Below are 27,000 nucleotides of genomic sequence, written 5' to 3'. Positions count from 1 at the left end.
CATGACATCCGCTGGCGAGGAGCCGGAAACGGTAGAAGGCCTGATCAGCAGTCCTGAGCTCGCCGACGCGTTGGAGAGCCATCAGTTTAAGAAGTTCCTGGACCAGGTTCCGATCGCTATAGCGCTCTCGGAATTCCGTGGCGAGGAAACGATCATCTACGTAAATCCGCAGTTCGAGCGGCTCTCAGGAGTGCAGGCGGGACAGACAGCTGGCCAAAGTTGGGATCTCCTACAGGCTGAGCGGATCGATGGGTCCAATGGACCGGATCTAGCTTCCGCAATCGTGCAAGGAAGCGAATTGCTCGGCACGTTCAATCTGCAGACATCGGGAGCGCAGCATACGGCTCTCGATGTTCACTCCAATCTGATCCAAGATGACACCGGACGGCCCAAATACAGGCTGGTTGCCTTCGTACCGCCGAGCTCAAGCCGCGGGTCTCCTCAACGGGAGGCGCAAGATCGCGCGAGAGAAAAGGATCTACGCCTTCGAGAGCTACAACATCGGGTCAAAAACAACCTTCAGATGATTACGGCACTGATCCGATTGGAGATGCGAAACGCTGCAACGATAGACCGCCAAGCCTTCGAGCGCCTTTCCGGCCGCGTGGCTGCCCTCTCTAGCCTTTACGACGTCCTTTCAATAGCGGATGACGAGGGTGAGATTGACCTTGGAGCTTATCTCAGCCAAATCGCCGCGTTGGTGATGGCTTCGCACGCGACGGAAGGGATTAAGCTCGACCTGCAGGTGCATGCATATCCAGCGTCGATCAATGTGGCCATGCCTACGGGCTTGGTCGTAAACGAATTGCTTATCAATTCACTTAAGCATGCCTTTCGTGATCGAGAGGGCGGAACGATCAGACTTCATAGCACCGTGGACGAGGCTGGTTGCGAAGTCGTTGTAGCGGACGATGGCGTTGGAATGCCTGCCGGGAAGACTTGGCCACAGCGCGGCAAACTTGGCGAGCTCATGGTCCAGACGCTTGTAGAGAATGCCAGGGCAGATTTCACATTTCGATCGATCCCCCAGGATGGAACCAGAGCCGTCATAAAGTTCAAACGATCAGCCGCGCTGGCGAGCAGCACATAAATGAGATGTCCAATCGTTACGGTGATGCCTTTTCTGGATGGTTCCTCAGCAGCGCTCCGGCCCTCTCTCTGATCTCCGGTTCCAGCGCGGTGGGTGCCCGTGCCGAAAGGTCGAACCGCACCGTCACGACCTCGGCCTCGGCCCGCAGCGCTCCGTCAAGGGTGCCTGACATCTCGTGCCGGTAAGTGAGAGAACTCCGGCCGATCCGGGTAACCTGCGTGCGGATGGTCACCAGCGTCCCGGCCGATAGCTCCCGCTTATATTCCATCACGAAGCGCGCGTCGGCCCACCCCCTGCCGGTCTCTGTTTCCTGCCCGGTCCCGGCGAGATAGCCAAGCAGTTGGAAGCTCGCGTCATCGAACATGGCGGCGTAGTGGCGCACATTAACGTGCCCCATCACGTCACACATCCACGGATGCGTGACGCCGGCAAAGGTGACTCGCGGTTCCCTGCTCAAAAGCCAACCTCGTGACCGCCCTTCAGCTTCAGCATATCGCGCGCCTCATCGGGTGTGGCGATGTCCAGCGACAGCTCGCCGAGAATACGACGGATCTTCGCCACCTGCTCCGCATTGCTCCTGGCAAGCTGGCCCTTGCCGGCATAGAGGCTATCTTCCAACCCCACGCGCACATTGCCGCCCATGATGGCGCCCATCGTGCACAGTCCCATCTGATGCCGGCCTGCCGCAAGGATGGACCATTGGTAGTCGCTTCCGAACAGCCGGTCGGCCGTGCGCCGCATATGCAGCAGGTCTTCCGGATCAGGGCCGATCCCGCCGAGCAGGCCGAAAATGCTCTGCACGAAGAGGGGTGGCGTCAGCAGTTTCCTGTCGAGAAAATGAGCCAGGGTGTAGAGGTGGCCCACGTCATAGCACTCGAACTCGAAGCGCGTGCCATAGGCCTGCCCGACGTCCACGATGACCCGCTCGATCTGCTCGAAGGTGTTGGAGACGATGCCGCCGCGGGTGGCTTCGAGATAGGGCTTCTCCCAGTCGTGCTTCCAATCCGAATATTTGACCGCCACGTGATGGAGCCCGAGATTCATGGACCCCATGTTGAGTGAGCACAGTTCCGGCTTGGCGGCATGAGCGGCCTCGAGCCGCTCCTCCAGGCTCATCTTCAGCCCGCCGCCGGTCGAAATGTTCATCACGGCGTTGGTCTGCTGCTTGATGCGCGGCAGGAAGTTCATGAAGAGGCGCGGATCGGGCGAGGGCTTGCCTGTCTGCGGATCACGCGCATGGAGATGAATGATGGCAGCGCCGGCCTCCGCCGCGCCCACCGCGGCGTCCACGATCTCGTCTGGCGTGACGGGAAGATATGGGCTCATGGTCGGCGTGTGGATTGAGCCCGTCACCGCGCAGGTGATGATGACTTTCGACCTTGCCTGCATGAAGCCCTCTTCTGGTTGTCCCCGGTTCAATCCTTAGACGACCTTTCGGCGCCTTCCAGGCCTGCCGACGCGCCGAACGGTATCGATCTGCCCCTGATGCGCGCCGCCGGCCGCACGCAGAATGATGTCGGCTGCATCGGAAATGTCGGCGGCGATGGCTCTCCGGGCGGCACGCCCATCGCCTCTGCGCAAGGCTTCGAGAACCTCCAGGTGGTGGTCCAGCCCAAGGCCTAGGGTCGCCTCGTTGCGCATGATGTTGAGCCAGGGGCCGGCACGCAGCCACAGGCGCTCGATGATCGGCAACAGGGTGGCCGAGCGGGACGCCGCATAGATGGCAAAGTGGAACGTGCGGTTGAGCGCGAGGTAGTCGGCGGTGTCGCCTCGCACAGTGCAGTCGCCCATCCGCTCGTTGATGGCTTCGATGGCAGCAAGCTCTTGGGCGGTAATCGTGGACGCAGCCCACTCCGCCGCGGCGCCCTCGATGGAACAGCGGACACGAGCGATGTCCGCGATGATTTCGACGGTGGCTTCCGGTACGATGACGCCCCTATTGGGATGATCGAAGAGGGCTTCATCGCTCACCAGCTGCCGGAAGGCCTCACGCACGGGCATCGCGCTGGTCTCGAACCGCTCCGCAATGGCACGGACGACGAGCCGTTGCCCCGGAACGAAGTCGCCATTCATCAGCGCCTGCTTGAGTGCCGCGTAGATCCGGCTATGGGCGGTGCCGTTGAGCCGCTCACGTGGATGACCATGGTCGGTGTTCAGCACCATCTCGACACCTGAGCGCATTCGCTCCCTTTTTTGATCAACTCGCTTCCCACCACGCAATCCGAGAAACAGCGGTGGCTTGCACCTCAGATTCCCAGTTCGGATCAAATATGGCCCCATAGATATGTACTATCGTTATTTCTCGTTGCATGCCAAGAGATTTTTTGGTTTGAATTTGATCAAATAGGAGCCGACGGATACGATGGACACACTGCCCGAGCAAGACATCGTCTGGCGCAGCCACTGGCTGCAACAGGCATTAGCTGAGCGCCCCGATCTCGCGCCAGCCCTGGATGGCGAGCAGCGGGCGGATGTCTGTATCGTGGGTGGCGGCTATCTCGGCCTTTGGACGGCGATCCGCCTTAAGGAGCAGAGGCCCGAACTCGACATCGTCCTCTTGGAAAGAGACATTTGCGGCGGGGGGCCCAGCGGCCGGAACTCCGGGATGCTGCTTTCAGCTTGGGCGAAGTTCAGCGCGCTCGCGTCTCTGCGGGGCGAGGAAGAAGCATTGCGTCTCGTAAAGCTGTCGCGGGAGGCGGTCGACGGCATCGAGAGCTTTTGCCGTGAAAACGGCATCGATTGCTGGTTCGATCGCGTCGGCTGGATCTGGGGCGCGACCTGCCCGGCACAGCGCGGCGCTTGGGACGACGCCCTAAACAGGCTGGCGCGTCATGACTACGCGCCGGCACGGCCGGTGACACGGGAGGAGATCGCAGCCCTCACGGGCTCGACCCGCCATCTCGCGGGCGTGCTTGATGAAACCGCAGCGACCATTCACCCGGGATTTCTGGCGCGCGGCCTGCGGCAGGTTGCCTTGAACCGACGCATCCGCATCCATGAAAAATCGGCCATGAGGCGCTTCAGCCGGAGTGGTCAGCTCGTTGTGGAAACTGCGCACGGACGTGTGCGCACGGGAAAGCTGATCCTTGCCATGAATGCGTGGTCGGGCGCGGTGCCGGAGCTTGCCCCGGCGATTTTCAACATCGCCAGTGATGATGCGGTTTCGACCCCGATGCCGGAAAAGCTCGCGAGCGTGGGCTATTCGCGCGGGCCGCTGATGATCGACTCCCGAGTGTTCGTGGCGGGTTACCGGGTGACCCGCGACGGCCGCCTCAATGTCGGCGTTACCGGCGGCAATATCGGTTTCGGCGGTATCGTCGACCGCCGTTTCGATCAGCCCTCCTCGCGCGTGGACGACATGCGCCGGGCCCTGCGGGATGGTCATCCAGCGCTTGCCGACTTCACGCTCGCAAGTGCCTGGAGCGGCCCCATCGACCGGACCGCCAGCGGCCTCCCGCTTTTCGGCCACCTGCCCGGAAATCCCGACATTCTCTACGGTTACGGCTTTTCCGGCAACGGCATCGGCATGACCTATATGGGCGGGCACGTCCTCGCCTCGCTCGCCCTTGGCCTTGAGAACCACTGGGCCGGCTGCGCGCTGGTGCGCCCGGTCACCCGCGGCTTCCCGCCGGAGCCGTTCCGCTTCATCGGCGCGCATTTCGTGCGCGGGGCGGTGCGCCGGCGCGACCAGCTGGAGCACGACGGCCGCAAGCCAGACCCGATCACCACCTGGCTTGCCAAGCTCGCGCCCTCGGGCGTGACGCCATCGAAAGCCAACATCCAGGCACAGTAGGAGCATTTTCGAGCGAAGTGGGTACCGGTTCGCGTGAAGAAAATGCGACCAAGCAATAACTTCAGGGCAGTTTCGCGATTCGGAAAAAGCAAAAGGTTAGGAGCAACGGCCATGTCCAAGGCGAAGGTCTTCAAGCGTGCGCAGATGCAGCTCAAGCCAGCCGTGACGCCAACCGGCACCACCTCCATCGCCCGCGTCATCGACCGCTCCATAAGCGAGCACATGGGCGGCGGCATCGAATATCTCGAAAACACCACCATCGACTGGACCGTCACCTATGATGAGATCCTCTTCATTCTGGAAGGTCCGCTGACGATCGCCTTCGACGACGGCCAGCATGAGTGCAATACCGGCGATATCGTCTGGCTGCCGTCTGGCACCCATCTCAAATACATAGCCAAAGGGCGCGCCGCCTATTTCTACGCGCTCTACCCGGTCGACTGGGCGGCAAGGCAGGGGACCGTCGAGCCGTGAACCCTCGACCGTCAGCGGGTCGCGAAATCACCTCGGCCCAAACCCGCGACGATCACCTTCGCGGCGTCCAGGATGTCGCGCTCGACCGCTGCTCTGGCCGCGGCCGCGTCCTTGGCCGCTACGGCGGCGACCATCGCGTGGTGTGCTTGCAGCCCGATGGGGATATCCTCGCGCGCGGCGACCAGGTTGAGCAGAGGACCGATCTGCAGCCACAGAGTCTCGATGAAGCGCAGAAGACGCGGCATTTTGCTGGCGTTGTAAATGTGGAAATGGAATTGCCGGTTGAGCTCGAGATAGTTTTCCTGGCCGGCATTTCCGGCCTCGAACATCTGCCGGTTGATTTCGCGGAGGAACGCGACATCCTCCTCCCCCAGGTTGGGGACCGCGCGCTCCGCCGCAAACCCCTCTACGGTCGCGCGCACGTCGGCAATCTCGCGGAAATCCTCCGGCGTCAGCACGGGAAGCGCGAAGGCACGGTTTGGCTGAACATCAAGCGCACCTTCCGTCACGAGACGCTGCAAGGCGCTGCGCACGGGCATCGGGCTGACATTGATGACATTCGCCAGCGCGCGGATCGAAATGCTTTGCCCCGGGCGCAGCCGTCCGGAAATGATCAGCCGCCGCAGCTCGCTGTAGACGCGGTCATTCAGCGTGACCCGCTCCGGTTGGCGGAGGTCCAGCCGAGCGAGCTCCTCGCGAATTCGTGCCGACACTGTTGCTTCCTTTCCGCCTCGCGAGAGGCCAGGGCCCTTTTCCGGTAGAATCGGCCGGGCTTCAAGATCCGATCATGGCGCCTGGGCTTCAACGGCCTCCCTCCGGGGGAGAACAAACGGCGCCGGATCAACGAAACGCCGGAACACGTTGGCGGTGACCCGCGACACGTTGTTGTCGAAGCCATTATAGGGCAGGCTCGCGGCCCAGGTGATCGAGCCGGTGGAGAAGACCGCACCGCCATTTGGCGTCTCGAAAAAAGTCATATCCGCGTGGACGAGCGGATTTTCGGTGCCGCCGATGATGTAGTTGGTGGCCGGCATGTCTTCCTTGGCCACCATCATTTCCTCCGTATGGTCCTCCGAGCGCGCAACCACCAGCGCGTGGGGCGGTGAGCCCAGAGATCGGTCGTAGCGGTCGATCTCCTGGCCCGCGGCAGCGCCCCCCGCCAGACCGAAATTGCCGATGATCTCATCCTCCACCCCCTCGAAGATGAAGCGGACCCGTGGATCGGCGCTTTCGGGCGTGCGGCGGTAATAGGAAGAAATATCGAAGCCCGATGCCGTAAAGCCGACCCCGATCAGCCCGTTCGGGGGCCGGCCGGCGCGCCGCCACAGCCCGCCATACTCGCCGTTGAAGCTCATGGTGTATTCGCCAGGCTCCGCCTCCCAGGGGCGCGGCCCATCCTCCGTCCGGCGCAGCTCCAGCACGCCCGGCACTTCGCTGTGATAAGCGATCCGCCAGTAGAAGCCGTTGCCGCCCAGATACATGAGCCGCCCTCCCCGGTCGAGGAAAGCCTGGAACGCATCCCACATCCGCGTCGAGACATATTCGGGATGATTGCCGGTGATCACCAGACGGTAGTCCGAAAGCAGCGCCAGCCCCTCATTGTGCAGGTCCTCGTCGGTGATGATGTCGACTTCCAGCCCCAGCGCCTTGAACCAGCCCAGGATCCAGCCGTCGTCGTTGAAGGCCGACAGGGTGGTGTTCGGACGCATATTGACGATCGGCCTCAGCCGCGTCGCGATCGAGATCCCGCTGCCGTCATTATGGGTGGCGTAGAGAGAGTCCCCGTATTGCGGCCGCGCGTTGAGAAAGAGGTCGCTCTCGACCAGTTCCGGCAGCTGGCCCAGATACATCTCGTAGAGATTGCTGCGGTTCATGACCCGGTAGTTGCCATAGGCCATGTAGGTTGCGGTCGAGGCGAGGAATGCCGCCTTGGCGCCGGGCCTGCCCCGCGGTGCGCGCACGAAGAACACCACATGCTCCGGATCGCCCGTGCTTTCGAGCTTCGCGGCATAGAAACCGCTTGGCAGATCCGCAGGGATCGTGAAGGTGAAATCCGTCTCCCAGCGGCAGTCGGACAGGTCGTCATCATGGAAGTGAATGGCGCCATACTCCTGCGGCGCGTGCTTCCAGTCCTGCCAGCGCCCCGACCAGTTCCAGCCCTTCATGGCGCGCGTCGGCATGTTGACGAGGCGACCGTCCAGGCGATTCGGCGAAAGATCGACGATGGTCTCGCGACCCATCTCCTGCGCGAAGTCCCAGGCACCGATCACATGGGCCGAGCGTTCAGGATCAAACGGATCAGCAACAATCCGCCGCAGCGCCTCGACCGGTAGCGCGCTGTCCGTGAGCCGCGGACTGTCGATCTTGCCATTGAAGTGATGCACGAACCGCTGCTGGCTATCACGCCCGGCCGCAAGGACCAGGGTCCCTTCCCCGCCGGTCGCCAGGCCAGCCTCCACCACGCCCGAAAGGTGCTCCGGAGGGAAATAGCCCGCATGCGTGTTGGCCGGCGTGGCGTGCAATGCAGCGAGACCGCTTTGCTCATCATAGCTCGCCGCCACCAAAACCCATTCGCGCAACAGGAGCGGCTGCTTCAGCGTCAACCTGCTGCCGTTGGAGAAGGAAAGGGTGAGCCGGCCTCCTGGATCGAGGGCGAGCGCGAACCCACCCTCGCCCCCTGACGCCGAGGCAATCACCTGGTCCTCGTCTTTTCGGAGCGTCGGCCAGATCATTGCTGCGATGGAGAAGCTGCGCAGGCGGGCAACGGCGGGCCCACCATCGACGACCGCGCAGGACCCTATGTGAATGGGCTGATGGCGGGCCGGATGGACGCCATCGAAGGCGCATGGAACAACCTCTTCCTGAAGGCCGGGCCCGTCCCGGTGGGAATCCAGGCAATGGAGCCGCACCAGCGAGGCCCGATAGCTGGATGCGCCATCCTCCGCCGACACCTTGAAGGCGATCGTCTCCCCAGGACAGACGCTGATGCGGTCGGTATAGCCGGCAAGCACGCGTGTCATCGCAGCGCCTCCGGAACGTCGCTGCCGAAATAGGCCTTCCAGCGCAGCTTGAACACGGCCCACTCCGCCTCGTTCCAATCGGTGAAGACGTGATCGCGGTGAATGGTCAGCGGCTCGCCCTTGCGGCCGTTGAACTGCACCAGGACCCAGCGGCGCTGGTGGTCCACCCGCAGCAGCGCGTGCTTGCCGGCCACGGGCAGGGTACGGAAGATCCTGAGCAGCCGCTGCAGTGCCGGGCTGTGGTGGCCGAGCGGCGTCTTCTTGAACTCGGCGGCCAGAGCCGGGTCAGGTTCGATCGGGTAGGCCATCACATTGCCTCGTTGAGACGAACCGCCGCCGCACCTGCTGATGCGCCGAGGGTGCCGACGGCGGCAGCCAGCAGGCGGCGCGTATAGGGGTGTTCCGGGCTCGTGTAGATTTTCTCCGTTGGACCGACCTCGACCAGCCGGCCCTGATAGAGCACGCCCACATGGTCGGCCAGCGAGCGCACGACCCCGAGGTCATGGGAGATGAACAGCATCGAGACGCCTGTCCGCGCGCGCAACTCCTTGAGCAGCTCCAGCACGCGGGCCTGCACCGAGACGTCGAGCGCCGAGAGCACCTCGTCGCAGAGGAGCAGAGAGGGCCGCGCGATCAGCGCCCGCGCGATGGCGACACGCTGGCGCTCGCCGCCGGACAGTTCATGGGGAAAACGGCTGAGATAGGCCGGGTCCAGCCGGACATCCTCCAGCGCCTTTTCCAGTTTAGCCCGCACTTGCCGGCCCCTCTCTCCGAAGAACACGTCGAGCGGCCTCGCGAGAATTTCGCCGACCCGCATGCGCGGATTGAGGGATGCGTCCGGGTTCTGGAAGATATACTGGATCTCTCGCCGTTGATCGGCGGTGCGCTCGCCAATGGTGGGCGCCAGCGGTTTTTCCCGATAAAGGATGGTTCCCGAAAGGGGCGCCACCAATCCGCAGAGCGCGCGGGCGATGGTGGACTTGCCGCTACCGGACTCACCGATCAGCGCAAAGGTCTCGTCCATGCCGATCGAAAGCGAGACATCGTGCACCACGGTGGTGCCCTGCGCCTGGCCGATGCCGAAGAGACCACGACGGCCGCCATAACCGATGCAGAGCTTGTCCGCCGCAAGCAGTGGCTGCTGCGTCTGGCCCAGCTCAACCGGCCGGACCGGCGCCGGCTGAAACAGCGGCACCGCTTTGATCAGCGTGCGTGCGTATGGGTTGCGCGGGCGGGTGAAGATCTGCTCGGTCTGCCCGATCTCGACCAGCTCGCCGCGATACATGACCCCGACCCGGTCCGCGATTTGGCGCAATAGCGGCAGGTCATGGGTCACATAGAGCATCGACACGCCGCGGCTGGACCGCAGGCTGCGCAGGAGCTCCACGATCTGCTGTTGCACCGTCACGTCGAGCCCTGTCGTCGGCTCGTCCAGCACCACCAGCTCGGGCTCGCAGGCGAGTGCCATGGCAATCGCGACCCGCTGCTGCTGCCCGCCCGACAGGCGATGCGGAAAGCGACGGGCAATATCCCCGATGGCGCCGAGCCCGACCTGCGCCATGAGTTGCACGAAACGGGCATCGATGCCCTGACGATCCAGGCGCTTGTGGGCTCTGAGGACTTCCGCTATCTGGTCGCCGACTGTCATCGCCGGATTGAGCGCAGTGGTGGGGTTCTGCGGGACGAAACTGATGCGGTTGCCCCGCAGCTTCTGCAGCTCGGCCAATGGGAGGGAGGCGATATCCGTTCCCTCGAAGAGCACGCGGCCTGACCGCAGGCGCGCGTTGGGCGGTCGGTAGCCGAGAAGCTGGTAGGCGACCGTGCTCTTGCCAGAACCGCTCTCGCCCACAAGGCCGAGCACTTCGCCCCGGCGCACGTCGAAGCTGACATCATTGACCGCCCGCTGCCACCCGACCGGTGTGCGGTAGTCCAGCGTCAGCCCCGTGACCTCGATACAAGCCTTGCTCATGCGGCACCCCGCAGGGGCGAGCCCCGCATCGGCGAGCGGCCGAGCACGCGAGCCAAGCCCTCGGTGAAAAAGTTCAGTCCGATCACCAGGCTCGCCAACATCAGGCCCGGGCCGAATACCGCCATGGGCTGAACGGTCAGCAGGTTGCGATATTCGCTGATCATCAGCCCCCATTCAGGGGTTGGCGGCCGCATGCCGAAGCCCAGGAAACCGAGGGTGCCGATCAGCACCGGCGCATAGCCCGCGCGCACGGCGAACTCCACGAGAAGCACGCCCATGGCATTGGGCAGCATTTCGCGGACCACGACCGAGTAGGTCGGCTCGCCGCGAAGCCGCGCCGCGGTGACATAGTCCCGCGTGACAATGTCGAGCGCTGCTGCGCGTGCCATGCGTGCGATGCGCGGCGTGTAGATGAGCGCGACCACCAGCACCACCAGGAGAGGCGAGCCGGAAAGCTCCGGGCCGGCCATGGAGACCGCAAGCAGGGCAAGCACGAGGAACGGGATGCTCAGCACCGCTTCGACCAGCCGCATCACGATCTCGTCCAGCCATCCGCGAACGTAGCCGCAGGTCAGCCCGATGACCGAGCCGAGGGCCACGCCAAGAATGGTACCGCTGGCGGAGAGCACGATCACGATCCAACCGCCGTGAAGCGTGCGGCTGAACACATCGCGCCCGAGTTGGTCGGTGCCGAACCAGTGCAGCAGATCAGGGCCCTGCACGGGGCGGCCTGTCATCATCTGCTGTTGTGCGAAGGGAGCGATCCAGGGCCCGAGCACCGCCAGGAGAATCTGGATGGCAAGGATAACGGCGCCGATGCGGAAGCTGCTCGGAGCCGACCAGAACAGGCTCGATATGCGGCTTTCCCTTCCTTTCGGCAGAGGCTGGACCACCATGGCTTCAGGTCCTCAGCTTGGGATTGAGCAGGATCGCGCCGATATCCGCGAGCAGATTGACCGCAATGAAAATGAAGGCCGCGATCAGCACGGACGCCTCGATCAATGGGATGTCGCGCAGCTGAAGCGCGTCGACCAGCAGAGAGCCGAAGCCTGGAAAGATGAACACCCGCTCCACCACGACGACGCCGCCGATCATGAAGGCGAAATTGATGGCCGTGGCGTTGAGCCAGGGGATCAGCGCGTTGGGCAGCGCATGCCGCAGGATGATGCGCCGGCGCGGCAGGCCCTTGAGCTCCGCCATGCGGATGAAGTCGGAATCGAGAAGCTCGATCAGGCTTTCACGCAACAGGCGGGTGCCATAGACGGCAAGCAGGATGGCGAGCGACAGCGCGGGCAGCGTGATGATGCGGATGAAATCGAGCGGCCCGGTCGCCGCTGAAACCTGCGCGAGCGGCGGGAACAGTGGCAGGGCAACGGCAAGCCCGAACAGCAGCAGGGTGGCCAGCAGGAATTCGGGCGTCGACAGGACGAGGACCGTCAGAGTTGAAATGATCCGGTCGGGCAGCTTGTTCGCATAGAGCGCCTGGACCAGCGCCGGGATGATCGACAGCGGGATATAGATGAGTAGAGCCAGCCCGGCGAGCGCCAAGGTATTGCTGAGGCGGGCCCATACCATGTCGGCAACGGGCCGCCGCGCCGAGATCGAGGTTCCGAAATCCCCCCTCAGGGCGCCTGCCGCCCAGTCGAAGTAGCGCTCGACCGCCGGCCGGTTCAGACCCAGCTCGACGCGCAGCTTCTCGCGCGCTTCGAGCGGTGCCTCCCGGCCCAGGATGCGGCTCGGGATATCGCCGGGCAGCACCTCCACCGCGGCAAAGATGATCACCGATACCAGGGCGAGCGTGCCCAGCGAATAAACCAGCCGATGCAGAATGAGTGTGAGGGCAGCGTTCATCGTTCAGCCGGAAAATCCGTTCATGCCAGCGCAGGGATGCCGGGCCGGGGGATGAATGACCATCCGGACCGGCCCGTCGCGTTCAGCTCTACTGCGCGGCTTCCTTGCCTTTGCAGACGAAGTTCTCGTAATTGAGGATCGGCACCTGCGGATGCGGCACATAGCCTTCGCAGTCGGCGCGCATGACCGCCACGTCGCTCACGAAATAGGGAATGATCACCCCGCCATCGTCCGAGAGGAGCTTCTGCGCTTCCTTGTAGAGCGCATTGCGCTTCTCCACGTCGGTCTCCGACCGTGCCTCCTTCAACAGCCGGTCGAATTCGGGATTGTTCCACTTCGCCTCGTTGTATTTCGCGTCGGAGGTGAAGGTGTAGGGCAGGCCTTCGGCCGGCGGGCGACCCGACCAATTGGACGTGAAGAACGGCTTCTTCATCCAGATCACGTCCCAATAGGAATCGGCCGGATTGTTGATCACGTTCACCGTGATGCCGGCCTGGGCTGCCATCTGCTGGAAGGCCTGCGCCAGCGCGACCATTCCCGGATAGCCCTCGCCCGTATTGAGCTCGATAGTGAGCCCGTTCGGATGGCCAGCCTCGGCCAGCAGCTTCTTTGCGCCCGCGATATCCTGAGGCTTGATCTCGGAGGTGTAGGCCAGCGGGCTCGTCGGTGGCACCGGATTGTCGTTTCCAGCCACGCCATTGCCCAGGATGATCGTGTCGACCAGCAATTGACGGTCGACCACCTTCTTGAGAGCCTGCCGCACCCGCACGTCGTTGAATGGCGGCGTGTCGGTCCACATGGACAGGGTGAGATAGGTGCCGGGCGCGGACTTCTCCAGCTTGAGCGTCGGATCATTGGCAAGCACGCCGGCCGCGGCTGCCCCGGCGCTCAGGATCAGGTCGGCCGCGCCGGAACGGATCGCCGCGATGCGCGAGACCTCCTCCGTGACGACGCTCAGTTCCAGGCACTGCGCCTTCGGCAGCCCCTTGCGCCAGTAGTTGTTGTTGCGCTGGAAGACACGGCGCGTCTCGGTCGGCGAGTAGACATCCTGAACGAACGGTCCGGTGCCGACCGCCTTGAGCTTCAGCTCTTCGCTGGTCGAGCCCTCCGGCACGACCAAGCCGTATTTGATCGCCAGCACGGTCGGCAAGTCGGCCACCACGGTGGGCGTCTTGAACGCCACGGTGTGGTCGTCGATGGCGGTGATGCCATCGGCATCGAGGAAGTTGAGCACCGCTGCAGCCGGCGAGCCCACCTTCGGATCCAGCAGACGGCGGAAGGAGTAGACCACGTCCTTTGCCGTCATCGGGCGGCCGTCGTGGAAGGTTACGCCCTCCTCGAGCTCGAAGGTCCAGGTGAGGCCGTCCTCCGAGACGTTCCACGACTTTGCCAGCTCCGGAATCGGCTGGAAGCTCGAGTCGAGATTGACCAGCCTGTTATAGACCGCATTCTGCTGATAGCTGTCGTCCGCCAGGTTCACGAACGCGGGATCCATCGTGAGATTGGGGACTCCGGGCTCCGTGCCGATGACCTTCACGCAATCCTGTGCACCAGCGGCCACCGGACCCAGGCCGAAGATCACGGCGCCGAGAAGCAGCGCCCGTATTTTTCGTTCATTCCGCATGCCATTTCCCTCCCTTGTCTTCATGCGGCTCCCGCGCGGCGAACGACACGCGCGCCGTCCCTCCAGTCGAGCCACTTCTGGAAGCGCAGGTAGAAGGGCAGGAACCAGGGCCTGCCCCAATACAGCGGATTTGTCGGCATGGTCGGGAAGTCGAGCGCCGTTACGGCCTCCTCCCCGAGAATGCCCCGTGCGACCGCGTCGCCGAGATAAGTGCCGAACGGCATGCCGGCACCGAAGCAATAGCCGAGCGCGTAGTGCATGCCTTCATGCTGTCCACGATGGGGGAAGAAGTCGAACGTGCCGCCGCACTGTCCTGTCCAGACATGGCTGAGGCGAACGGGGCCCAGCTGCGGAAACAGCGCCAGCATTCTCCGGTGCAGGGCAGCGGCGACATCAGTCAGGTCGTCATGTTGCTCGCCCGTCATGGCGCCGAACAGCAGGCGCGTGCCGTCGGGGGAAATGCGGGCATATTGCATGTCGCGCGCGCAGTCGTGAAAGCCGCGCCGGCTGGGCAGAACACTGGCGAGCAGCGCAGGATCGAGCGGCTCGGTCGCGATCATATAGGCGCGGATCGGTACGATGCGCCGACGCAGCCAAGGCGTGGCGCTGCCGGTATAGCCATTGGTGGCGACGATGAGCTCCCGCGCGGCGATCGGGCCTCGGTCCGTCTGCACCAACCAACCGGCGCCTTGGCGCTCGATGCCGACCACCCGGGTTTGCGCGTGGAAGGACGCGCCGGCCCTAGCGACGCGCTCGCTCAGTCCTCTATGAAACAGGCCCGGATGCACCATCCGGTGCTCCGGTATCACCGCGCCGCCGACGAATTGCGCTGTGCCGAGCTCCTCGCCCTGCTCGGCACGTCTCACCATATGGAACTGGTGTCCGAACAACTCTCGCCGCGCCGCCAGCTCCTTTTCCAGAGCATCGAAATGGGCCGGTGTGTTTGCGGCCACGAACCGTCCTGATGGGGCGTGAAAACAGTCGATCCCTTCCCGCTCGATCAGGGCGTTAACGAAGGCGAATGCCTCGTTGCACGCGGCGTAGAGCGTCTTGGCCCGCTCGATCCCGAACCGGCTGATGAGGGTGAGGAGGTCATATTTGTACTGGCGCCCGAGCATGCCGAAATTGCGCGTGCTTGCGCCGGCGCCGATGCTGTCCTGGTCGAGAATGACGACGTCTCGGCCTGCGCGCGCAAGCGTCAGCGCTGCCGAAAGACCGGTGAAGCCGGAGCCGACGATCACGATCTCGGCAGACTGCGGAAGCGGCTGCTGTATCTCCTCACGGCGAAGCGGTGCGGCATCCCACCAATACGGCTCGGCCCGAAACCCGGGCGAGAAGATGCGCCCAGCGGAGTGCGCCCGGCGCTGGGGTCGCTCCAAGGCCACAGCCTCGTTCCCGAACCGCCGTCGGGCTCTTCTCATGTAGCTGTCCGCTGCATCCCCCATCCCAAACGCTTCCCTCCCGCCGTGTTATTCTGTGATATGAGATCACAGTTACACAGTTCTCAGGGGCTGACAAGGGCTCTGGCGAGCATCATCAACCCGACTCGAGCTTAAGGATTCCGTCCGGCCTTCAAGCGCAATTCGGATGCCAAGCGTGATCAGCAGGCCTGCCGTGACCGCCCTCCATCCGCGCCGCACCGCGCTGCGGTGTGCCAAAGGCGCCGATCTCCGGCGCAAAGACGTGCGCCATGGGCATCCGGAGCATTCGCCTATCTCCGAGACCATTGCTGGCATTCGCGCGCGGGCATCATCGATCATTTCGTGCAAGGCGTTATCAAGAAGCCCTTGACCACCTTCGGCAACGTCAAGGCCGACGTGCTGGCGCTGAAGGATCCGAGCTATCAGAGGATGAATTTCTGCGCGATCATCCTCGGCTCGGCCTGGCCGAATTGATAGGACATGGCGGGGCTTCCCCGTCGCGAAGGAGAAGGAGCGGACCAATGCCTGAAACCAGCGGCAAAGTTGCGATCGTCACGGGCGCTTCCCGAGGCATCGGCGCTGCCATTGCCGAACGGCTCGCGCAGGACGGTTTCCGCGTTGTCGTCAACTACGCCGGCAGCGCGGGGTCAGCCGAAGATGTTGCCGCCAAGATCCGGAAGGCCGGCGGCAGGGCAAGCACCGTACTGGCGGACGTGAGCGATCCCGTCGCGGTCGCTCGCATGTTCGACACTGCCGAGGCCGCGTTTGGTGGTGTGGACGTGCTGGTCAACAATGCGGGGATCATGCAGCTCGCGCCGGTGGCAGAAGCCACGGATGCGCTGTTCGATCGCCAGGTTCAGGTCAATCTCAAGGGCGTCTTCAACGGCATGCGCGAGGCAGCAAGAAGATTGCGCAGCGGCGGCCGGATCATCAGTTTCTCTTCGAGCGTGGTTGGGCTCTATCAGCCGACCTACGGCATCTACGCAGCCACCAAGGCCGGCATCGAAGCGATGACCCACGTCCTCGCAAAAGAGCTGCGCGGCCGCAACATCACCGTGAACGCCGTCGCGCCCGGGCCAACGGCGACGGCGCTCTTCCTCGACGGCAAGACACCGGAGGCGGTCGAGCAAATCGCTAAGATCACGCCGCTCGAGCGGCTCGGGACACCGCAGGACATCGCCGCGGCTGTCGCCTTTCTCGCCGGGCCAGACGGTGCCTGGATCAACGGGCAGGTGCTGCGCGCCAACGGCGGCATCATATAGTCGGCGGGATGCCGATCCCGTCGGCCCGTGGCTCAAACCGACACGCGTGCGGGTTTCTGACAGTCCCTTGCGGGCTCTCGGCTCAGGGTGCAGAGCTTGTCTCAAAGTGAACCTCGCCTGTCCCCACCCCGGCGGGGGACGGGCAGCGCAAGCTTGCATCCTCGATGCTTTCGCGGCGAGATGGATCGGCGCTGTACCTGGATTGCTTGCCCCCGCATCGCGTGAGCTTGCTGCTCGGCTTAGGCCATCGCCGGAGCAAGGCGTGGGATGGCCCGCAATTTGCTGAGCGGGCCATGTGAACGGTGCTCGATATTCTCGTGGAACACCCCTGGCGTGAGTCCGAACCGCATAACCGCTCTCGTCGAGCAGCTTGGGATCAGGCTGTCCTTGGACCAGCACGCGCTGGTGGGCGGCGCGCTGCTCGTTCTGCTCATTCGGGTGGTCGGCGCGGCCCTTGCCTATCTCGGGATGATCGTGCTGATCAGATGGATGGGCGCCGCCGAGTTCGGGATCTACAGCTACGCTCTGTCCTGGGCCACCGTGCTCGGCCTGCTGCTGCCGCTCGGCACCAATGCCGCGCTCCTGCGGTTCATTCCGGAATACCAGGAGCGTCGCTTTACGGAACGCCTCAAGGGCGTCGTCACGCGTCTGCGCCTCATCGTGACGCTGGCGAGCTTCGCAGGTGCCGCCCTCGGCTTGCTGATCGTGCTGACGATCGGCGCTGAGATTTCAGCGCCTTACCGCGTGCCGATCATCATTTCCCTTTGCTGTGTCCCGATCTTCGCCTTGATGGACCTGCACGAGGGCATGGCCCGCGCCTTCGGCTGGCAGACCCTGGCCTACGGTCCGCCCTACGTCCTGCAGCCACTGCTCATGCTCTTGGGCACCGGCGCCGTCGCAATGTCCGGCATCAGGCCCGATGCCGCCATCGCCATGGCGGCGATGCTGGTCGGGTCGGTGCTGTGTCTCGGCTGGCAGATCACTTCGATCCACATCAATCTGGCCGGACGCCTGCGCGCGGTGAAAGCCCGCCACCACACGCGCTACTGGATGGCCATTTCCCTGCCGCTGCTGGTGATGGAAGCCTTCAGGGCGATGCTCGAGAACACCGATATTCTACTGCTCGGTGCTCTCGCGGAGCCGCAGGCGGTCGCGGCCTACGTCGCGGCCCTGCGCACCGCGGGCCTTCTCGGGTTCCTGTTCTTTGCCGTCGCGGCCATCGCTGTGCCAAAAATCGCCCAGACCCATTTTGGGTCAGGGCGGGAGGCGCTGCAGAGGCTGGTGAGCGCCAGCACCGCCCTCATCTTCGTGCCATCGCTCGTCGGCGCCGGTCTCCTCGTCGTTGCCGGTCCGTGGATCCTGGCCCTGTTCTCGCCGGAGTTCACCTCGGCCTATGCCGCGCTTGCAATCCTGGTTCTCGCGCACCTGTTCCGCGCCGCGACCGGACCCGTCGAATACATGCTCAATCTGACCGGCCATGAGCGGGCGTGCATGCCCGCCTATATCGCCGCGGGTGCATTCAATATTGCCGCCAATCTCGTGCTCATTCCGATACTCGGCCTTATAGGGGCGGCGATCGCCACCGCGTCAGCCATGATCCTCGTCCAATTCTGGCTGGCCTGTCAGGTGTGGCGCCGGCTGGGCATTGTGCCGTTCATCGCGCCATCGCTGATATCAAGAACAACGCGACCTGCAGTATCATGCGGTCTTCTGGGCCGAGGCCGCCATGGCGAAGGTCGGATCTGAACTGGGGAAGGCCATGCTGGAAGCCCTGAGCGCATCGCATGCATTCGAGGTCCTTGCGCCACTGTTGACGACGGGAAGGTGGCGGCGGCGGCCGCATCGGTCAGCGGTCGCGGCGCTTGCGCCGGCCGCTGAGCCAGACCTTCGCCCCATCTGGGACGACCTCGTCGCGCTCGCCTCCGAGAGCAACCCGTTCTTCGAGCCTTGGGCGCTCCGACCTGCCATTGCCAATTTCAGTGGAGATGATGCCCACGTCATGCTGGTCGGCAGCGCGGAGCATCCGCTCGGTGTGCTACCGCTTGCGCCCGTCGCTTCGGGGCCGTTTCCGCTTGGCTTCGTGAGCGCGGTATGGCTGCATCGGCATTGTTTCGACACGACCCCGTTGGTAAGGACGGGCTGTGAGGCGCAATTCCTTGCAGCCCTGCTCGATAGCTTGGCCGGCAGCAGCGTGAAGCTCCTGCATTGGCCGTCCCTTGCGCTTGATACCCGATTCTCTGACCAGCTGTTTGGCTTTCTGCGCAGCGAGGGGCTAGCTCATCGAACCATTCAGCAGGTCGAGCGGCCGCTGCTTGCCGCCGATGTGCCATGCGCGGATGCCTTTTTGTCCGCGACGCTCTCGAAGAAGCGGTTGCGCGAGTGGCGCCGCTGCTGGCGCAGACTGGAGGAGCTGGGCACGGTCAAGTTCCGGATCTTCGATGGGCCGCATGATGCGGCCGCATGGTGCCACGATTTCCTGACCCTCGAAGCCACCGGTTGGAAGGGGCTGCACGGAACGGCCACCGCCCTGGCCTGTGATCCCGGAGAGCGGATGTTCTTTGAGGCGGTCTCCACCGCGAGCGCGGAACGGGGCAATGCGCTGGTCTATAGCCTCGAGCTGGATGGGCGGCCGGTTGCCATGACGGTCAATTACCGTCGCGGCGGAAGGGTGTGGGCGTTCAAGACCGCCTATGACGATCGCCTCGCCAATCTATCTCCGGGGGTGCTGGTGGAAATCGAAGGCACCCGTGCGGCGCTTCGCGATCCGAGCATCAGCTGGATCGACGCCTGCACCGATGGCAGCAAGAGCCTCATGAATGAGCTGTGGCCTGCCCGGCGTCCTGTCGCCGATCTGCTCATCGCGACGTCGCGCCAGGCGAACGGTTTGGTAGCCCCGGCAACGGCGCTTGTTCAGGCCTATCGGGGCTTGCGCAGCCGGACGGGCCAGCTCCTCAGGAGCGTGCACCGGCGGCGCGCCCGCGCGGCACGCAGCCGGGATTGCCGCAAGACGGGGTGAGCCGCGCCAGCCGGCACGGCCCCGGGCTTCGCATTCGCGCGAAGGCCCGGCAGCTCGACCGCGCTCAGGCGCTCAGCCTGTGCGGCAGCCATCCATCGCAGATCGCCGCCACGTGCCTGTGATCAGTGCCGCAGCAGCCCCCTAGGATCCGCAGGGAAGGAAGCCTGTGCCGGAGCGCGTCATAGCGCCTTGCGAGATCTTGAGGGTCGCCCGCGTCCAAGGTTTCCGATTCGTCCAGCTCTGCGTGGCTCTTCGTCGAGGCATTGGCCTTGATGCCGAAGATGCGCTGCAACCAAGGCTCGCCCGCCTTCAGGATGTGGTCGAAATGGGCGGGATGGGCGCAGTTGATCAGATAATAGGCGGGATATGCGCCCGTCGCGTGGTCCACCTTCTCGATGGCCTCTCGCAGCGACAGGCCGGTGACCAGCTTCCCATCGGTCTCGACCGTGAACGCGATGGCGCAGGGCATCTTATGCGCTTCCGCCGCGCGGGCGACGCCGATGGCCTCGTGAACATTGTTGAGGGTGTAGGCGCTCACCATGTCCGCCTCGGTCTTGGCGAATGTCTCGATCTGCTCGGCGTGGTAGTCCTCTGCTTCCGCGGCATCCATTCGTCCCGCCTTGTAGCCGTCGCCGCGGGGCCCGATCGCGCCGCTGATCACGCAAGGGGTTGCGGGCGTCTCCCAGCGCTTGCGGAGATCCTGGAGCAGCGCGATGGATGCCGCATTGATCGTGCTCAACGCCTCGCGGCCATACCCGAGCTTCGTTCCCCAATCGGGATTGGCGCGCCAGGTGGCGCTGTCGAGAATGAAGCCCACGCCTCGGTCGCGTGCCACGCGCAGATACTGCTCGTAATAGTCCGTAAGATGCCGTCGCCCCTCTGGCGTGTTCAGCAAGACGAAAGAGGCAAAGTGCGGCAGGTCCAGGCCGTGATGGAAGATCAGGGTCGTCTCGATCCCGCCGTCGCTGAGAAACGTGCCGCCCTTCAGCTGCGGCAGATCAGTTCGATATTTGGGCATCGCTACCTCCGAGGATGACGTTGGCGCGTCTGGTGCGCCGTTCGGGTTCAGGTATTTGCCTCAATCCGCATTCAGCAACTAGACTTCTCCCGGTACAGGAGGTATCCGGTTTCAGAAATTCGTTGACCCCCAGCGGGTTAGACCGGGCGCTGCGGTCGCCGCCCACACTTGGGCACGCGCGCTCTTGGTGAAAACTGTACCGTTGGTGCAGTCATCTCGGGGTGTGTGATGCGGAAGGGAACGGATACACGCGAACGGATCCTGCAGATTGCAGAGGCGTCGGTGCTGGCCAAGGGCTTCGGTGCAACCTCGATCGACGAGATCATCGCCGAGGCAGGCATCACCAAGAGCGGCTTCTTCTATCACTTCAAGGACAAGAACGAGCTCGCCCGCGAGATGCTGAAGCGTTACGTGGCCACCAATGACCAGCTGTTCGACGAGATCTTCAGCCGCGGCCGCCAGCTGTCCGATGACCCGCTGCAGGCTTTCCTCATTGGCCTCAAGCTGCTGGCCGAGGTGATGGCCGATTTGCCAAGCGGCCATCCCGGCTGCCTGATTGCCAGCATCTGCTATCAGGAACGCTTGTTCGACCGGGAAGTGCGGGATCTCAACGCCCGCTCCGTGGAGGCTTGGAACGCGCGGTTCACGGCCATTCTCGAGGAGATCGCGGCCGTGCACCCGCCGCGCGAGCCCGTCGACCTGCGCGATGTGGCCGACATGCTCTCCTGTGTCGTGGATGGCGCCATCATCATGGCGAAGGCCCTGAACGATCCCCGTCGTCTCGAGCGTCAGGTGCTGGCCTTCCGCACCTTCGTCAAGCTGATCTTCTCCGACCCTACCCGCAGCAGCATTCACTAGCCTTGCGGCCCATCCGGCCTCGGCCCTGCTTACCTCCGCCAGAGGTTCGGGTCGAGCATCACGAGCAGGGTGAAGAATTCGAGGCGCCCCAGCAGCATGGCAAAGGCGAGCAGCACCTTGGCTGTCTCCGGCAGGCTCGAGAAATTGCCCACCGGGCCGATGACCGGCCCAAGTCCCGGCCCCACATTGGTGAGCGCGGTGGCCGCCCCAGTGACGCTGGTGACGAAATCGATGCCCAATGCCATCAGGGCCAGTGTGAACAGCATGAATGATGCGAACAGCACTGACACGAAGGCGAGCACCGCGATGGGCACGTCCTCGCCGATAGCACGGCCATCATAAAGGGTCTTGTGGACCCGGTGCGGACTGATGAGGCCGACGAGGTAGCCACGCACCGTCAGCCACATGATCTGGATTCGGAAGATCTTGATGCCGCCGCTGGTCGAGCCCGTGCAACCGCCCAGGAAGGTCAGCATGAAGAAGGCGCCCACAGCGGGCGGCCCCCAGGCGGTGTAGTCGCCATAGGCGAAACCCGTGGTCGAAATGATGGAGACCACGTTGAACGACACCTCGGTGAGAACGGCGAGAAGGCTGAGGTCTGTGGATAAATAGCGCCAGATCGAGAGACCGACTACGAAGGTGGCGACGATCAGGGCAAAGCCGCGCACCTGGACGTCGTTCCAAAAGGCCCAGCTGCCGCCTCGCAACATGCGGATATAGATCACGATGGGCAGGCTCCCGAGGAACATGAACACCGTGCTCACCCAGATGGTCGATCGATTTGGAAAGAAGGCGAACGATGCGTCGTGAGTGGAGAAGCCGCCGGTGGCCACCGTGGTCATCGCGTGGTTCACCGCGTCGAACAGCGTCATGCCCGATATGACATAGCTGACCAGGCAGGAAAGTGTCAGAAGCCCATAGCAAACTGCGATATAGCGGACCAGCTGCCCAGCGCGCGGCACGATCTTGTCCGAACGGTCCGAGCTTTCCGTATGGAACAGCTGCATGCCGCCCACCCGCAGGAACGGCAGCATGATGATGGCCATGACGACGATACCCACACCGCCGAGCCAGTTCAGGATCGAGCGCCACAGGAGCACGCCCGGTGGCATGTTGTCGAGGCCCACAAGAACGGAAGAGCCAGTGGTCGTCAGGCCGGAAACACTCTCGAACCAGCTGTCGGCAAGCGAGATGTCCTGATCCAGCAGCACGAATGGCACCGCGCCGAAAATCGAGACTGCGAGCCAGGTGACGGCGGTGATCACGAACCCGTCCCGCCGCGAGATGCTTTCCGTGCCCTGCCAATCGCTCACGAGCGTGAGCATCAGGCCGAAAAAGCCGGTGATCAGGGCCGAAAGCGCAAAGGTCTGCCAGTCGTCATGGCCGGCAGCGAGATCGGTGACCATGGGCGGCAGCATGAACAGCGCGAGCCCGATCAGCATCACGCCGACCACCAGGATGATGCGGCGCGGATCGAGCGTGTTGAGCCGCCGCACGGAAACGGGCGTTCGGACAACGGTCCGGGGTGCCGATGTGGAGGATGATTCGGACGGCATCACATACTAGGGGCCCACGGAGGCGGATCGCCTGACGACGTGGGTCACGCTTCAATGAATCGCCTGTCCGCGTCAACGCATCTTGAACAGATGCGGGTCAGCTGTGGTCAAGAAGCCGCAGATCCTGGGCTGCGAAGCTGATCGTGACGCGCGCGCCCGGCGCCGGCGGCTGCTCGCTTGGGGTGTTGAAGGTGTCGAGCGATACGGCATTCTCGCCGAAGCGCACCCGCATGCGCACAATGGAACCCAGGAAGCTCACGTCCTCGACCGTGCCCGACAGCAGAGGAATGTCCGGCTGCTCCGCGCGCAGGGAAATCGCCTCCGGGCGAAGGGCGAAGGTGACGCGGTCGCCTGCCTTTGCGCCGTTCAGATGCCCGGCCAGGTTCAAGCCTTGGCCGTCGACCTCCATCCGTCCGCTCGCCGGGTCGACAACCTTGGCGTGCAGCAGGTTGAGCGTGCCCACGAAAGAGGCGACGAAGCGTGTGCGGGGATAGTTGTAGATCTCGAAAGGTGTGCCGAGCTGCTCGATGCGGCCTTCGTTCATGACCACGATGCGGTCCGACATGGAGAGCGCCTCTTCCTGGTCATGGGTCACGTAGATGGTGGTGATGCCGAGCTGCCGCTGCACCCGCCGGATCTCCTCGCGCAGAGAGATGCGGATCTTGGCATCCAGCGCGGAAAGTGGCTCGTCCAGCAGCAGGACGCTCGGCTTTGGCGCAAGTGCCCGGGCCAGCGCCACCCGCTGTTGCTGGCCTCCGGACAGCTGATAGGGATAGCGATCGCCGTGCTCCGGCAGGCCGATCAGTTGCAGCATCTCGGCGACCCGCGCGGCGATCTCGCTCGCCGGCTTGCGTGCGACCTTGAGCCCGAAGCCGACATTCTCGGCCACGGTCATGTTGGGAAACAGCGCATAGGACTGGAAGACCATGCCGATATTGCGCTGATTGGGGCGCAGACCGGTCACGTCCCTGCCGTCGATGCGGATTGCTCCCATGCTTGGCGGCTCGAAGCCTGCGATCATGCGCAAGGTCGTGGTCTTGCCGCAGCCCGAAGGTCCAAGGAACGAGACGAACTCACCGCGCGCGATGGCGAGGTTGACCTGATGCACGCCCACATTGCCGCCGAAGGACTTGCTCAGGTTTTCCAGTTCGAGAAACGCCATGCACCGGTCCTTGGACTAGAGACTTGGGCGGGCGCTGCGGGGGCCGCGCCCGAATACCTGGATGAGGCCCATGCAGGCCCAGGTCACCAGGAAGGCGATGATGGCGAGCGCCGCCGGTTCATAGGCCCGGTTGGCGCCGACGAGTTGCAGATAGGGCCCGAAGGCGGGGCGGTTGAGCAAACTCGCGAACACGAACTCGCCGATGACGATGGCGAAGGTCAGGAACGCGCCCGAGAGGATGCCGCTGCGCACGTTGGGCAGGATCACCTTGAACAGAATGGTGGGCCAGCCAGCGCCGAGGCTTTCCGCCGCCTCCGTCAGGGTGCGCACGTCGATCGCCCGCAGGCCCGAGTCGACCGCCCGGTACATATAGGGAAGGGACAGCGTCACGTAGCCGAAAGTCAGGAGCAGGTCCGTGGCCCATGCACTCGCGGTGAACGGCAGCCAGGATGAGGAATTATAGATGCGGAGATAGCCGAACACGATGACGATCGCCGGCACCACCAGCGGCAGCAAGGTGATGAACTCGACGATCGGCCGGAGCTTCGGCAGCCGCAGCCGGATGATATAGGCGGTGGGCAGCACCAGCAGCACGCCGATGGCGATGGTGGCGAGTGCCAGGGTGGTGGAATAGAGGAAGCTCTGCTGGAAGCGCGGGTCCTGCAGCACCACCCGGTAGGCCTCGAAGGAATATTCGCCGCGCCGCATGCGCATGGAGAATTCAAGCGTCGAGATCAGCGGCACCAGGAAATAAAGCGTGCCGATGGCGAAGGCGAGCCAGGAGCCGAAGCGCGATCCCTTCATCTGAGCCACCTTTCGCTGCGAGCGCGCAGCCAGAGATAGACCCCGTTGGACAGCCCGGTGATCACGATCATGCCCAAGGCCAGCGCATAACCGAGATGCGGGTCATGCAGGACATCGCCGCGGATCTGCGCGTAAAGCAGGATGGTGACAATGTTGAGCGACGAGCCGGTGAGCGCGTAAGCCGTGGCCACGGCGCCGAAGGAATTGGCAAATAGCAGCAGGGTCGTGCCAAGGATGCTGGGCCATAGCACCGGCAGCGCCACATGACGCCAATACTGCCAGCGCGAGGCGCCGAGGATCTCGGAGGCCTCCCGCCATTCCCTCTTCAGCCCGTCGAGCGCGGGGGTGAGGATCAGCACCATGAGCGGGATCTGGAAATAGAGATAGGTGAGGGTGAGCCCCCAGAAGCTCAGCAGGTTGAAGCCGGCGGCATAGAGATTGAAGCCGAAATAGGTGGCAAGGAGCCAGGTCACCAGCCCGGTGCGGCCGAGGGTGGCGAGGAAGGCGAAGGCCAGGGGAATGCCGGCGAAGTTGGAAGCGACGCCTGAGAACGTCATCAAGGTCGGTCGGATCCAGGCAGGCAGGCCGCCGAGCACGGCGGCATAGGCCAGAAAGAACCCCAGCAGCGCGCCGAGCATGGCGGATGCGGCGCTGATGCGGATGCTGATCCAGTAGGCGCTGAGAATATTGGGCTGAAACAGCCGCGCGAGATTGTCGAGGGTGAAATTCCCCGCCGTGTCCTGAAAGCTGCCAATCACCAGATAGGCCGCCGGCAGCAGCATGAACAGGACGGCGAAGGCGAAGAACGGGATGAGACCGATCCAGGCCAGCGGCAGAGGCCGCTTTGCTTGGCCGGCACCGGCAATCATCGAAGCGGCGAGTTGAGCCCGTTCTGTCATTGTGGCGCCGAAAGGGCGGGGCGAACGTGACGCCACGCCCCGTCAAAGCTGGCTACTGGACGTTCGCGCCCACCACGCTGTCCCAGGTCTGGGTAATGATCGGGCTCGCGGTATTCTGCGCCTCCAGGCTCGGGAAAACGGCTTTCTTGTAAGCTTCGGCCGGCGGCAGGCGATCGAGCAGCTCCTGGGGAACCTTGCCCTTTTCCACCAGGTCGTTGAAGCGGATCGGGTGGCAATAGCCCTTGAGGTAACCGAGCTGTCCTTCGTCCGAATAGAGATATTCCATCCACAGCTTGGCTGCGTTCGGATGCGGCGCATAGGCGCTGATCGCCTGGACATAGACGCCGGCCACCACGCCGGATTTGGGGACGATGACCTTCACCTCCGGATTGCCGTTCAGCGTGTCGCGATCGGCCAGCGCGTTGTAGTCCCAGCGGATGATGATCGGCGTCGAGCCTTGCGCGAGCGATGCGGCTTTGCCGATCACCGGCACGAAATTGCCGGACTTGTTGAGGTCGGCGAAGAACTTCAGGCCCGCCTCGGCAATTTCGACGGGATCGGTTTTGCCGGCGGCGAGCCCGGCTGCATAGACAGCCTGGATCGCTTGATTGGACGAGCGCGGATCGCCCGCCAGCGCCACCGCATTCGCATATTCCGGCTTGAGCAGGTCCGGCCAGTCGGCCGGCGGATCAGCAACGATGTCCGCGTTCACCTCGAAGGCGAGCACGCCGTAATAATCGCCATACCAGTAGCCCTCCGGATCCTTGGCGTCGTCAGGGATCGTGTCCCAGGTGGCCACCTTGTAAGGCTGGATCAGGCCTTCCGCCTTGGCCGAGGGGCCGAAGGAGAGGCCCACGTCGATCACATCCGGCGCCTGCGGGCCGGTATTGCCCTTGTTCGCCTTGATCGCCTCGATCTCGTCGCCGGACCCGGCATCCGGGTTGAGCTCGTTGATCTGGATCCCGTATTTCTGCTTGAACCCTTCGAGCAGCGCGCCATAGCCGCACCAGTCATGGGGCAGGGCGATGGTGGTCAGCTGCCCCTCGGCCTTGGCCGCGGCGATCAATTCTTCGGATTGGGCGTAGGCCGTGCCGGATCCGGCATGCAGGACGAGCGCGCCGCCCATCATCAGGGCTGACACGAGGCAGTATGAAGCGGATTTCATTTCTGAGAACCCCAGTTG

24 protein-coding genes and 1 pseudogene are annotated in these 27,000 nt (G+C 63.9%); 8 read left to right on the top strand and 17 right to left on the bottom strand.

The features are described 5' to 3' along the window. Position 1: 1 nt before the first annotated feature. A complete protein-coding gene (locus E4P09_RS01800; protein WP_137387878.1) occupies positions 2-1,090 on the top strand; it encodes a sensor histidine kinase in 1,089 nt (362 codons plus the stop codon). Between the two features lie 16 nt (positions 1,091-1,106). Here E4P09_RS01800 and E4P09_RS01795 read toward each other — a convergent pair whose 3' ends face one another. The 3 genes from E4P09_RS01795 to E4P09_RS01785 are packed head-to-tail and all read right to left on the bottom strand — an operon-like array spanning position 1,107 to position 3,271. Then, positions 1,107-1,499 (bottom strand): acyl-CoA thioesterase, encoded by a 393-nt coding sequence (locus E4P09_RS01795; protein WP_137389197.1) that lies wholly within the window; start codon positions 1,497-1,499, stop codon positions 1,107-1,109. A 44-nt stretch (positions 1,500-1,543) separates the two neighbouring features. Continuing rightward, positions 1,544-2,479, bottom strand: a complete 936-nt coding sequence (kce, locus tag E4P09_RS01790) for a 3,5-dioxohexanoate:acetyl-CoA acetone transferase (RefSeq protein ID WP_137387877.1) — start codon at positions 2,477-2,479, stop codon at positions 1,544-1,546. A 33-nt stretch (positions 2,480-2,512) separates the two neighbouring features. Then, positions 2,513-3,271: a GntR family transcriptional regulator gene (locus E4P09_RS01785; RefSeq protein ID WP_170984184.1), complete on the bottom strand. Its 759-nt coding sequence runs from the start codon at positions 3,269-3,271 to the stop codon at positions 2,513-2,515. Positions 3,272-3,452: 181 nt separating this feature from the next. Between E4P09_RS01785 and E4P09_RS01780 the strand changes: the two genes are divergently transcribed. Both E4P09_RS01780 and E4P09_RS01775 read left to right on the top strand, forming a co-directional pair. Next, positions 3,453-4,883 (top strand): NAD(P)/FAD-dependent oxidoreductase, encoded by a 1,431-nt coding sequence (locus E4P09_RS01780; protein ID WP_137387875.1) that lies wholly within the window; start codon positions 3,453-3,455, stop codon positions 4,881-4,883. 111 nt (positions 4,884-4,994) lie between these two features. Continuing rightward, a complete protein-coding gene (locus E4P09_RS01775; RefSeq protein WP_170984183.1) occupies positions 4,995-5,357 on the top strand; it encodes an AraC family ligand binding domain-containing protein in 363 nt (120 codons plus the stop codon). An 11-nt stretch (positions 5,358-5,368) separates the two neighbouring features. On the opposite strand, the gene E4P09_RS01770 is transcribed toward E4P09_RS01775, so the two are convergent. The 8 genes from E4P09_RS01770 to E4P09_RS01735 all read right to left on the bottom strand — a co-directional run bounded on the left by E4P09_RS01770 (position 5,369) and on the right by E4P09_RS01735 (position 15,242). Continuing rightward, positions 5,369-6,070: a GntR family transcriptional regulator gene (locus E4P09_RS01770; RefSeq protein ID WP_137387873.1), complete on the bottom strand. Its 702-nt coding sequence runs from the start codon at positions 6,068-6,070 to the stop codon at positions 5,369-5,371. Between the two features lie 72 nt (positions 6,071-6,142). After that, a complete protein-coding gene (locus tag E4P09_RS01765; RefSeq protein WP_137387872.1) occupies positions 6,143-8,377 on the bottom strand; it encodes a N,N-dimethylformamidase beta subunit family domain-containing protein in 2,235 nt (744 codons plus the stop codon). After that, positions 8,374-8,685 (bottom strand): N,N-dimethylformamidase alpha subunit family protein, encoded by a 312-nt coding sequence (locus E4P09_RS01760; RefSeq protein ID WP_137387871.1) that lies wholly within the window; start codon positions 8,683-8,685, stop codon positions 8,374-8,376. Before E4P09_RS01760 ends, E4P09_RS01765 begins: the two co-directional genes overlap by 4 nt. Then, entirely contained in the window at positions 8,685-10,346 is a 1,662-nt protein-coding gene (locus tag E4P09_RS01755; protein ID WP_137387870.1) for a dipeptide ABC transporter ATP-binding protein, read from the bottom strand. Before E4P09_RS01755 ends, E4P09_RS01760 begins: the two co-directional genes overlap by 1 nt. Further along, entirely contained in the window at positions 10,343-11,242 is a 900-nt protein-coding gene (locus E4P09_RS01750; RefSeq protein WP_137387869.1) for an ABC transporter permease, read from the bottom strand. Before E4P09_RS01750 ends, E4P09_RS01755 begins: the two co-directional genes overlap by 4 nt. Positions 11,243-11,246: 4 nt before the next feature. Then, the gene (locus E4P09_RS01745; RefSeq protein WP_137387868.1) at positions 11,247-12,197 is read right to left on the bottom strand and encodes an ABC transporter permease; all 951 of its coding nucleotides are present in this window, start codon (positions 12,195-12,197) and stop codon (positions 11,247-11,249) included. Positions 12,198-12,285: 88 nt separating this feature from the next. Continuing rightward, positions 12,286-13,821, bottom strand: a complete 1,536-nt coding sequence (locus E4P09_RS01740; RefSeq protein ID WP_170984182.1) for an ABC transporter substrate-binding protein — start codon at positions 13,819-13,821, stop codon at positions 12,286-12,288. 20 nt (positions 13,822-13,841) lie between these two features. Further along, positions 13,842-15,242 carry an NAD(P)/FAD-dependent oxidoreductase gene (locus E4P09_RS01735; protein ID WP_170984181.1) on the bottom strand — a complete coding sequence of 467 codons (1,401 nt, stop codon included), beginning with the start codon at positions 15,240-15,242 and terminating at the stop codon, positions 13,842-13,844. A gap of 324 nt (positions 15,243-15,566) precedes the next feature. Here E4P09_RS01735 and E4P09_RS01730 point away from each other — a divergent pair. The 4 genes and pseudogenes from E4P09_RS01730 to E4P09_RS01715 all read left to right on the top strand — a co-directional run. Further along, positions 15,567-15,716: pseudogene (locus E4P09_RS01730) on the top strand (phosphohydrolase); the annotation flags it as partial. 47 nt (positions 15,717-15,763) lie between these two features. Further along, a complete protein-coding gene (locus E4P09_RS01725) occupies positions 15,764-16,504 on the top strand; it encodes an SDR family oxidoreductase (protein WP_137387865.1) in 741 nt (246 codons plus the stop codon). 333 nt (positions 16,505-16,837) lie between these two features. Next, positions 16,838-18,250 carry an oligosaccharide flippase family protein gene (locus E4P09_RS01720; protein ID WP_170984180.1) on the top strand — a complete coding sequence of 471 codons (1,413 nt, stop codon included), beginning with the start codon at positions 16,838-16,840 and terminating at the stop codon, positions 18,248-18,250. After that, positions 18,231-19,520 (top strand): GNAT family N-acetyltransferase, encoded by a 1,290-nt coding sequence (locus tag E4P09_RS01715; protein ID WP_137387863.1) that lies wholly within the window; start codon positions 18,231-18,233, stop codon positions 19,518-19,520. The genes E4P09_RS01720 and E4P09_RS01715 overlap by 20 nt, the downstream gene beginning before the upstream one ends. Positions 19,521-19,584: 64 nt before the next feature. On the opposite strand, the gene E4P09_RS01710 is transcribed toward E4P09_RS01715, so the two are convergent. Beyond that, positions 19,585-20,538 (bottom strand): homocysteine S-methyltransferase family protein, encoded by a 954-nt coding sequence (locus E4P09_RS01710; protein WP_137387862.1) that lies wholly within the window; start codon positions 20,536-20,538, stop codon positions 19,585-19,587. Positions 20,539-20,766: 228 nt separating this feature from the next. Between E4P09_RS01710 and E4P09_RS01705 the strand changes: the two genes are divergently transcribed. Continuing rightward, the gene (locus E4P09_RS01705; RefSeq protein WP_137387861.1) at positions 20,767-21,396 is read left to right on the top strand and encodes a TetR/AcrR family transcriptional regulator; all 630 of its coding nucleotides are present in this window, start codon (positions 20,767-20,769) and stop codon (positions 21,394-21,396) included. Between the two features lie 29 nt (positions 21,397-21,425). On the opposite strand, the gene E4P09_RS01700 is transcribed toward E4P09_RS01705, so the two are convergent. The 5 genes from E4P09_RS01700 to E4P09_RS01680 all read right to left on the bottom strand — a co-directional run bounded on the left by E4P09_RS01700 (position 21,426) and on the right by E4P09_RS01680 (position 26,946). Next, positions 21,426-22,892, bottom strand: a complete 1,467-nt coding sequence (locus E4P09_RS01700; protein WP_205041990.1) for a TrkH family potassium uptake protein — start codon at positions 22,890-22,892, stop codon at positions 21,426-21,428. Positions 22,893-23,049: 157 nt separating this feature from the next. After that, on the bottom strand, positions 23,050-24,114 hold the full coding sequence (locus E4P09_RS01695) for an ABC transporter ATP-binding protein (protein ID WP_137387859.1): 1,065 nt from the start codon (positions 24,112-24,114) through the stop codon (positions 23,050-23,052). Positions 24,115-24,129: 15 nt separating this feature from the next. Continuing rightward, positions 24,130-24,918 (bottom strand): ABC transporter permease, encoded by a 789-nt coding sequence (locus tag E4P09_RS01690; RefSeq protein ID WP_137387858.1) that lies wholly within the window; start codon positions 24,916-24,918, stop codon positions 24,130-24,132. Further along, on the bottom strand, positions 24,915-25,787 hold the full coding sequence (locus E4P09_RS01685; RefSeq protein WP_137389196.1) for an ABC transporter permease: 873 nt from the start codon (positions 25,785-25,787) through the stop codon (positions 24,915-24,917). The genes E4P09_RS01690 and E4P09_RS01685 overlap by 4 nt, the downstream gene beginning before the upstream one ends. Positions 25,788-25,869: 82 nt before the next feature. Beyond that, positions 25,870-26,946, bottom strand: a complete 1,077-nt coding sequence (locus E4P09_RS01680; protein WP_428977694.1) for an ABC transporter substrate-binding protein — start codon at positions 26,944-26,946, stop codon at positions 25,870-25,872. Positions 26,947-27,000 lie beyond the last annotated feature (54 nt).

The organism is Rhodoligotrophos defluvii (assembly GCF_005281615.1).
Classification (GTDB): domain Bacteria; phylum Pseudomonadota; class Alphaproteobacteria; order Rhizobiales; family Im1; genus Rhodoligotrophos; species Rhodoligotrophos defluvii.
Note: the sequence above shows the minus strand (reverse complement) of the source record. Positions and strands in the feature narration are given on the sequence as shown.

Excerpts from the sequence above, each read along its gene's own strand:
- E4P09_RS01795 (WP_137389197.1), bottom strand. The coding sequence starts at position 1,499 with ATGTGTGACGTGATGGGGCACGTTAATGTGCGCCACTACGCCGCCATG.
- E4P09_RS01705 (WP_137387861.1), top strand. The coding sequence starts at position 20,767 with ATGCGGAAGGGAACGGATACACGCGAACGGATCCTGCAGATTGCAGAG.
- E4P09_RS01735 (WP_170984181.1), bottom strand. The coding sequence starts at position 15,242 with ATGAGAAGAGCCCGACGGCGGTTCGGGAACGAGGCTGTGGCCTTGGAG.
- E4P09_RS01740 (WP_170984182.1), bottom strand. The coding sequence starts at position 13,821 with ATGCGGAATGAACGAAAAATACGGGCGCTGCTTCTCGGCGCCGTGATC.
- E4P09_RS01710 (WP_137387862.1), bottom strand. The coding sequence starts at position 20,538 with ATGCCCAAATATCGAACTGATCTGCCGCAGCTGAAGGGCGGCACGTTT.
- E4P09_RS01715 (WP_137387863.1), top strand. The coding sequence starts at position 18,231 with ATGGCGAAGGTCGGATCTGAACTGGGGAAGGCCATGCTGGAAGCCCTG.
- E4P09_RS01800 (WP_137387878.1), top strand. The coding sequence starts at position 2 with ATGACATCCGCTGGCGAGGAGCCGGAAACGGTAGAAGGCCTGATCAGC.
- E4P09_RS01685 (WP_137389196.1), bottom strand. The coding sequence starts at position 25,787 with ATGATTGCCGGTGCCGGCCAAGCAAAGCGGCCTCTGCCGCTGGCCTGG.
- E4P09_RS01780 (WP_137387875.1), top strand. The coding sequence starts at position 3,453 with ATGGACACACTGCCCGAGCAAGACATCGTCTGGCGCAGCCACTGGCTG.
- E4P09_RS01760 (WP_137387871.1), bottom strand. The coding sequence starts at position 8,685 with ATGGCCTACCCGATCGAACCTGACCCGGCTCTGGCCGCCGAGTTCAAG.
- kce (WP_137387877.1), bottom strand. The coding sequence starts at position 2,479 with ATGCAGGCAAGGTCGAAAGTCATCATCACCTGCGCGGTGACGGGCTCA.
- E4P09_RS01695 (WP_137387859.1), bottom strand. The coding sequence starts at position 24,114 with ATGGCGTTTCTCGAACTGGAAAACCTGAGCAAGTCCTTCGGCGGCAAT.
- E4P09_RS01725 (WP_137387865.1), top strand. The coding sequence starts at position 15,764 with ATGCCTGAAACCAGCGGCAAAGTTGCGATCGTCACGGGCGCTTCCCGA.
- E4P09_RS01745 (WP_137387868.1), bottom strand. The coding sequence starts at position 12,197 with ATGAACGCTGCCCTCACACTCATTCTGCATCGGCTGGTTTATTCGCTG.
- E4P09_RS01785 (WP_170984184.1), bottom strand. The coding sequence starts at position 3,271 with ATGCGCTCAGGTGTCGAGATGGTGCTGAACACCGACCATGGTCATCCA.
- E4P09_RS01775 (WP_170984183.1), top strand. The coding sequence starts at position 4,995 with ATGTCCAAGGCGAAGGTCTTCAAGCGTGCGCAGATGCAGCTCAAGCCA.
- E4P09_RS01680 (WP_428977694.1), bottom strand. The coding sequence starts at position 26,946 with ATGATGGGCGGCGCGCTCGTCCTGCATGCCGGATCCGGCACGGCCTAC.
- E4P09_RS01690 (WP_137387858.1), bottom strand. The coding sequence starts at position 24,918 with ATGAAGGGATCGCGCTTCGGCTCCTGGCTCGCCTTCGCCATCGGCACG.
- E4P09_RS01750 (WP_137387869.1), bottom strand. The coding sequence starts at position 11,242 with ATGGTGGTCCAGCCTCTGCCGAAAGGAAGGGAAAGCCGCATATCGAGC.
- E4P09_RS01755 (WP_137387870.1), bottom strand. The coding sequence starts at position 10,346 with ATGAGCAAGGCTTGTATCGAGGTCACGGGGCTGACGCTGGACTACCGC.
- E4P09_RS01765 (WP_137387872.1), bottom strand. The coding sequence starts at position 8,377 with ATGACACGCGTGCTTGCCGGCTATACCGACCGCATCAGCGTCTGTCCT.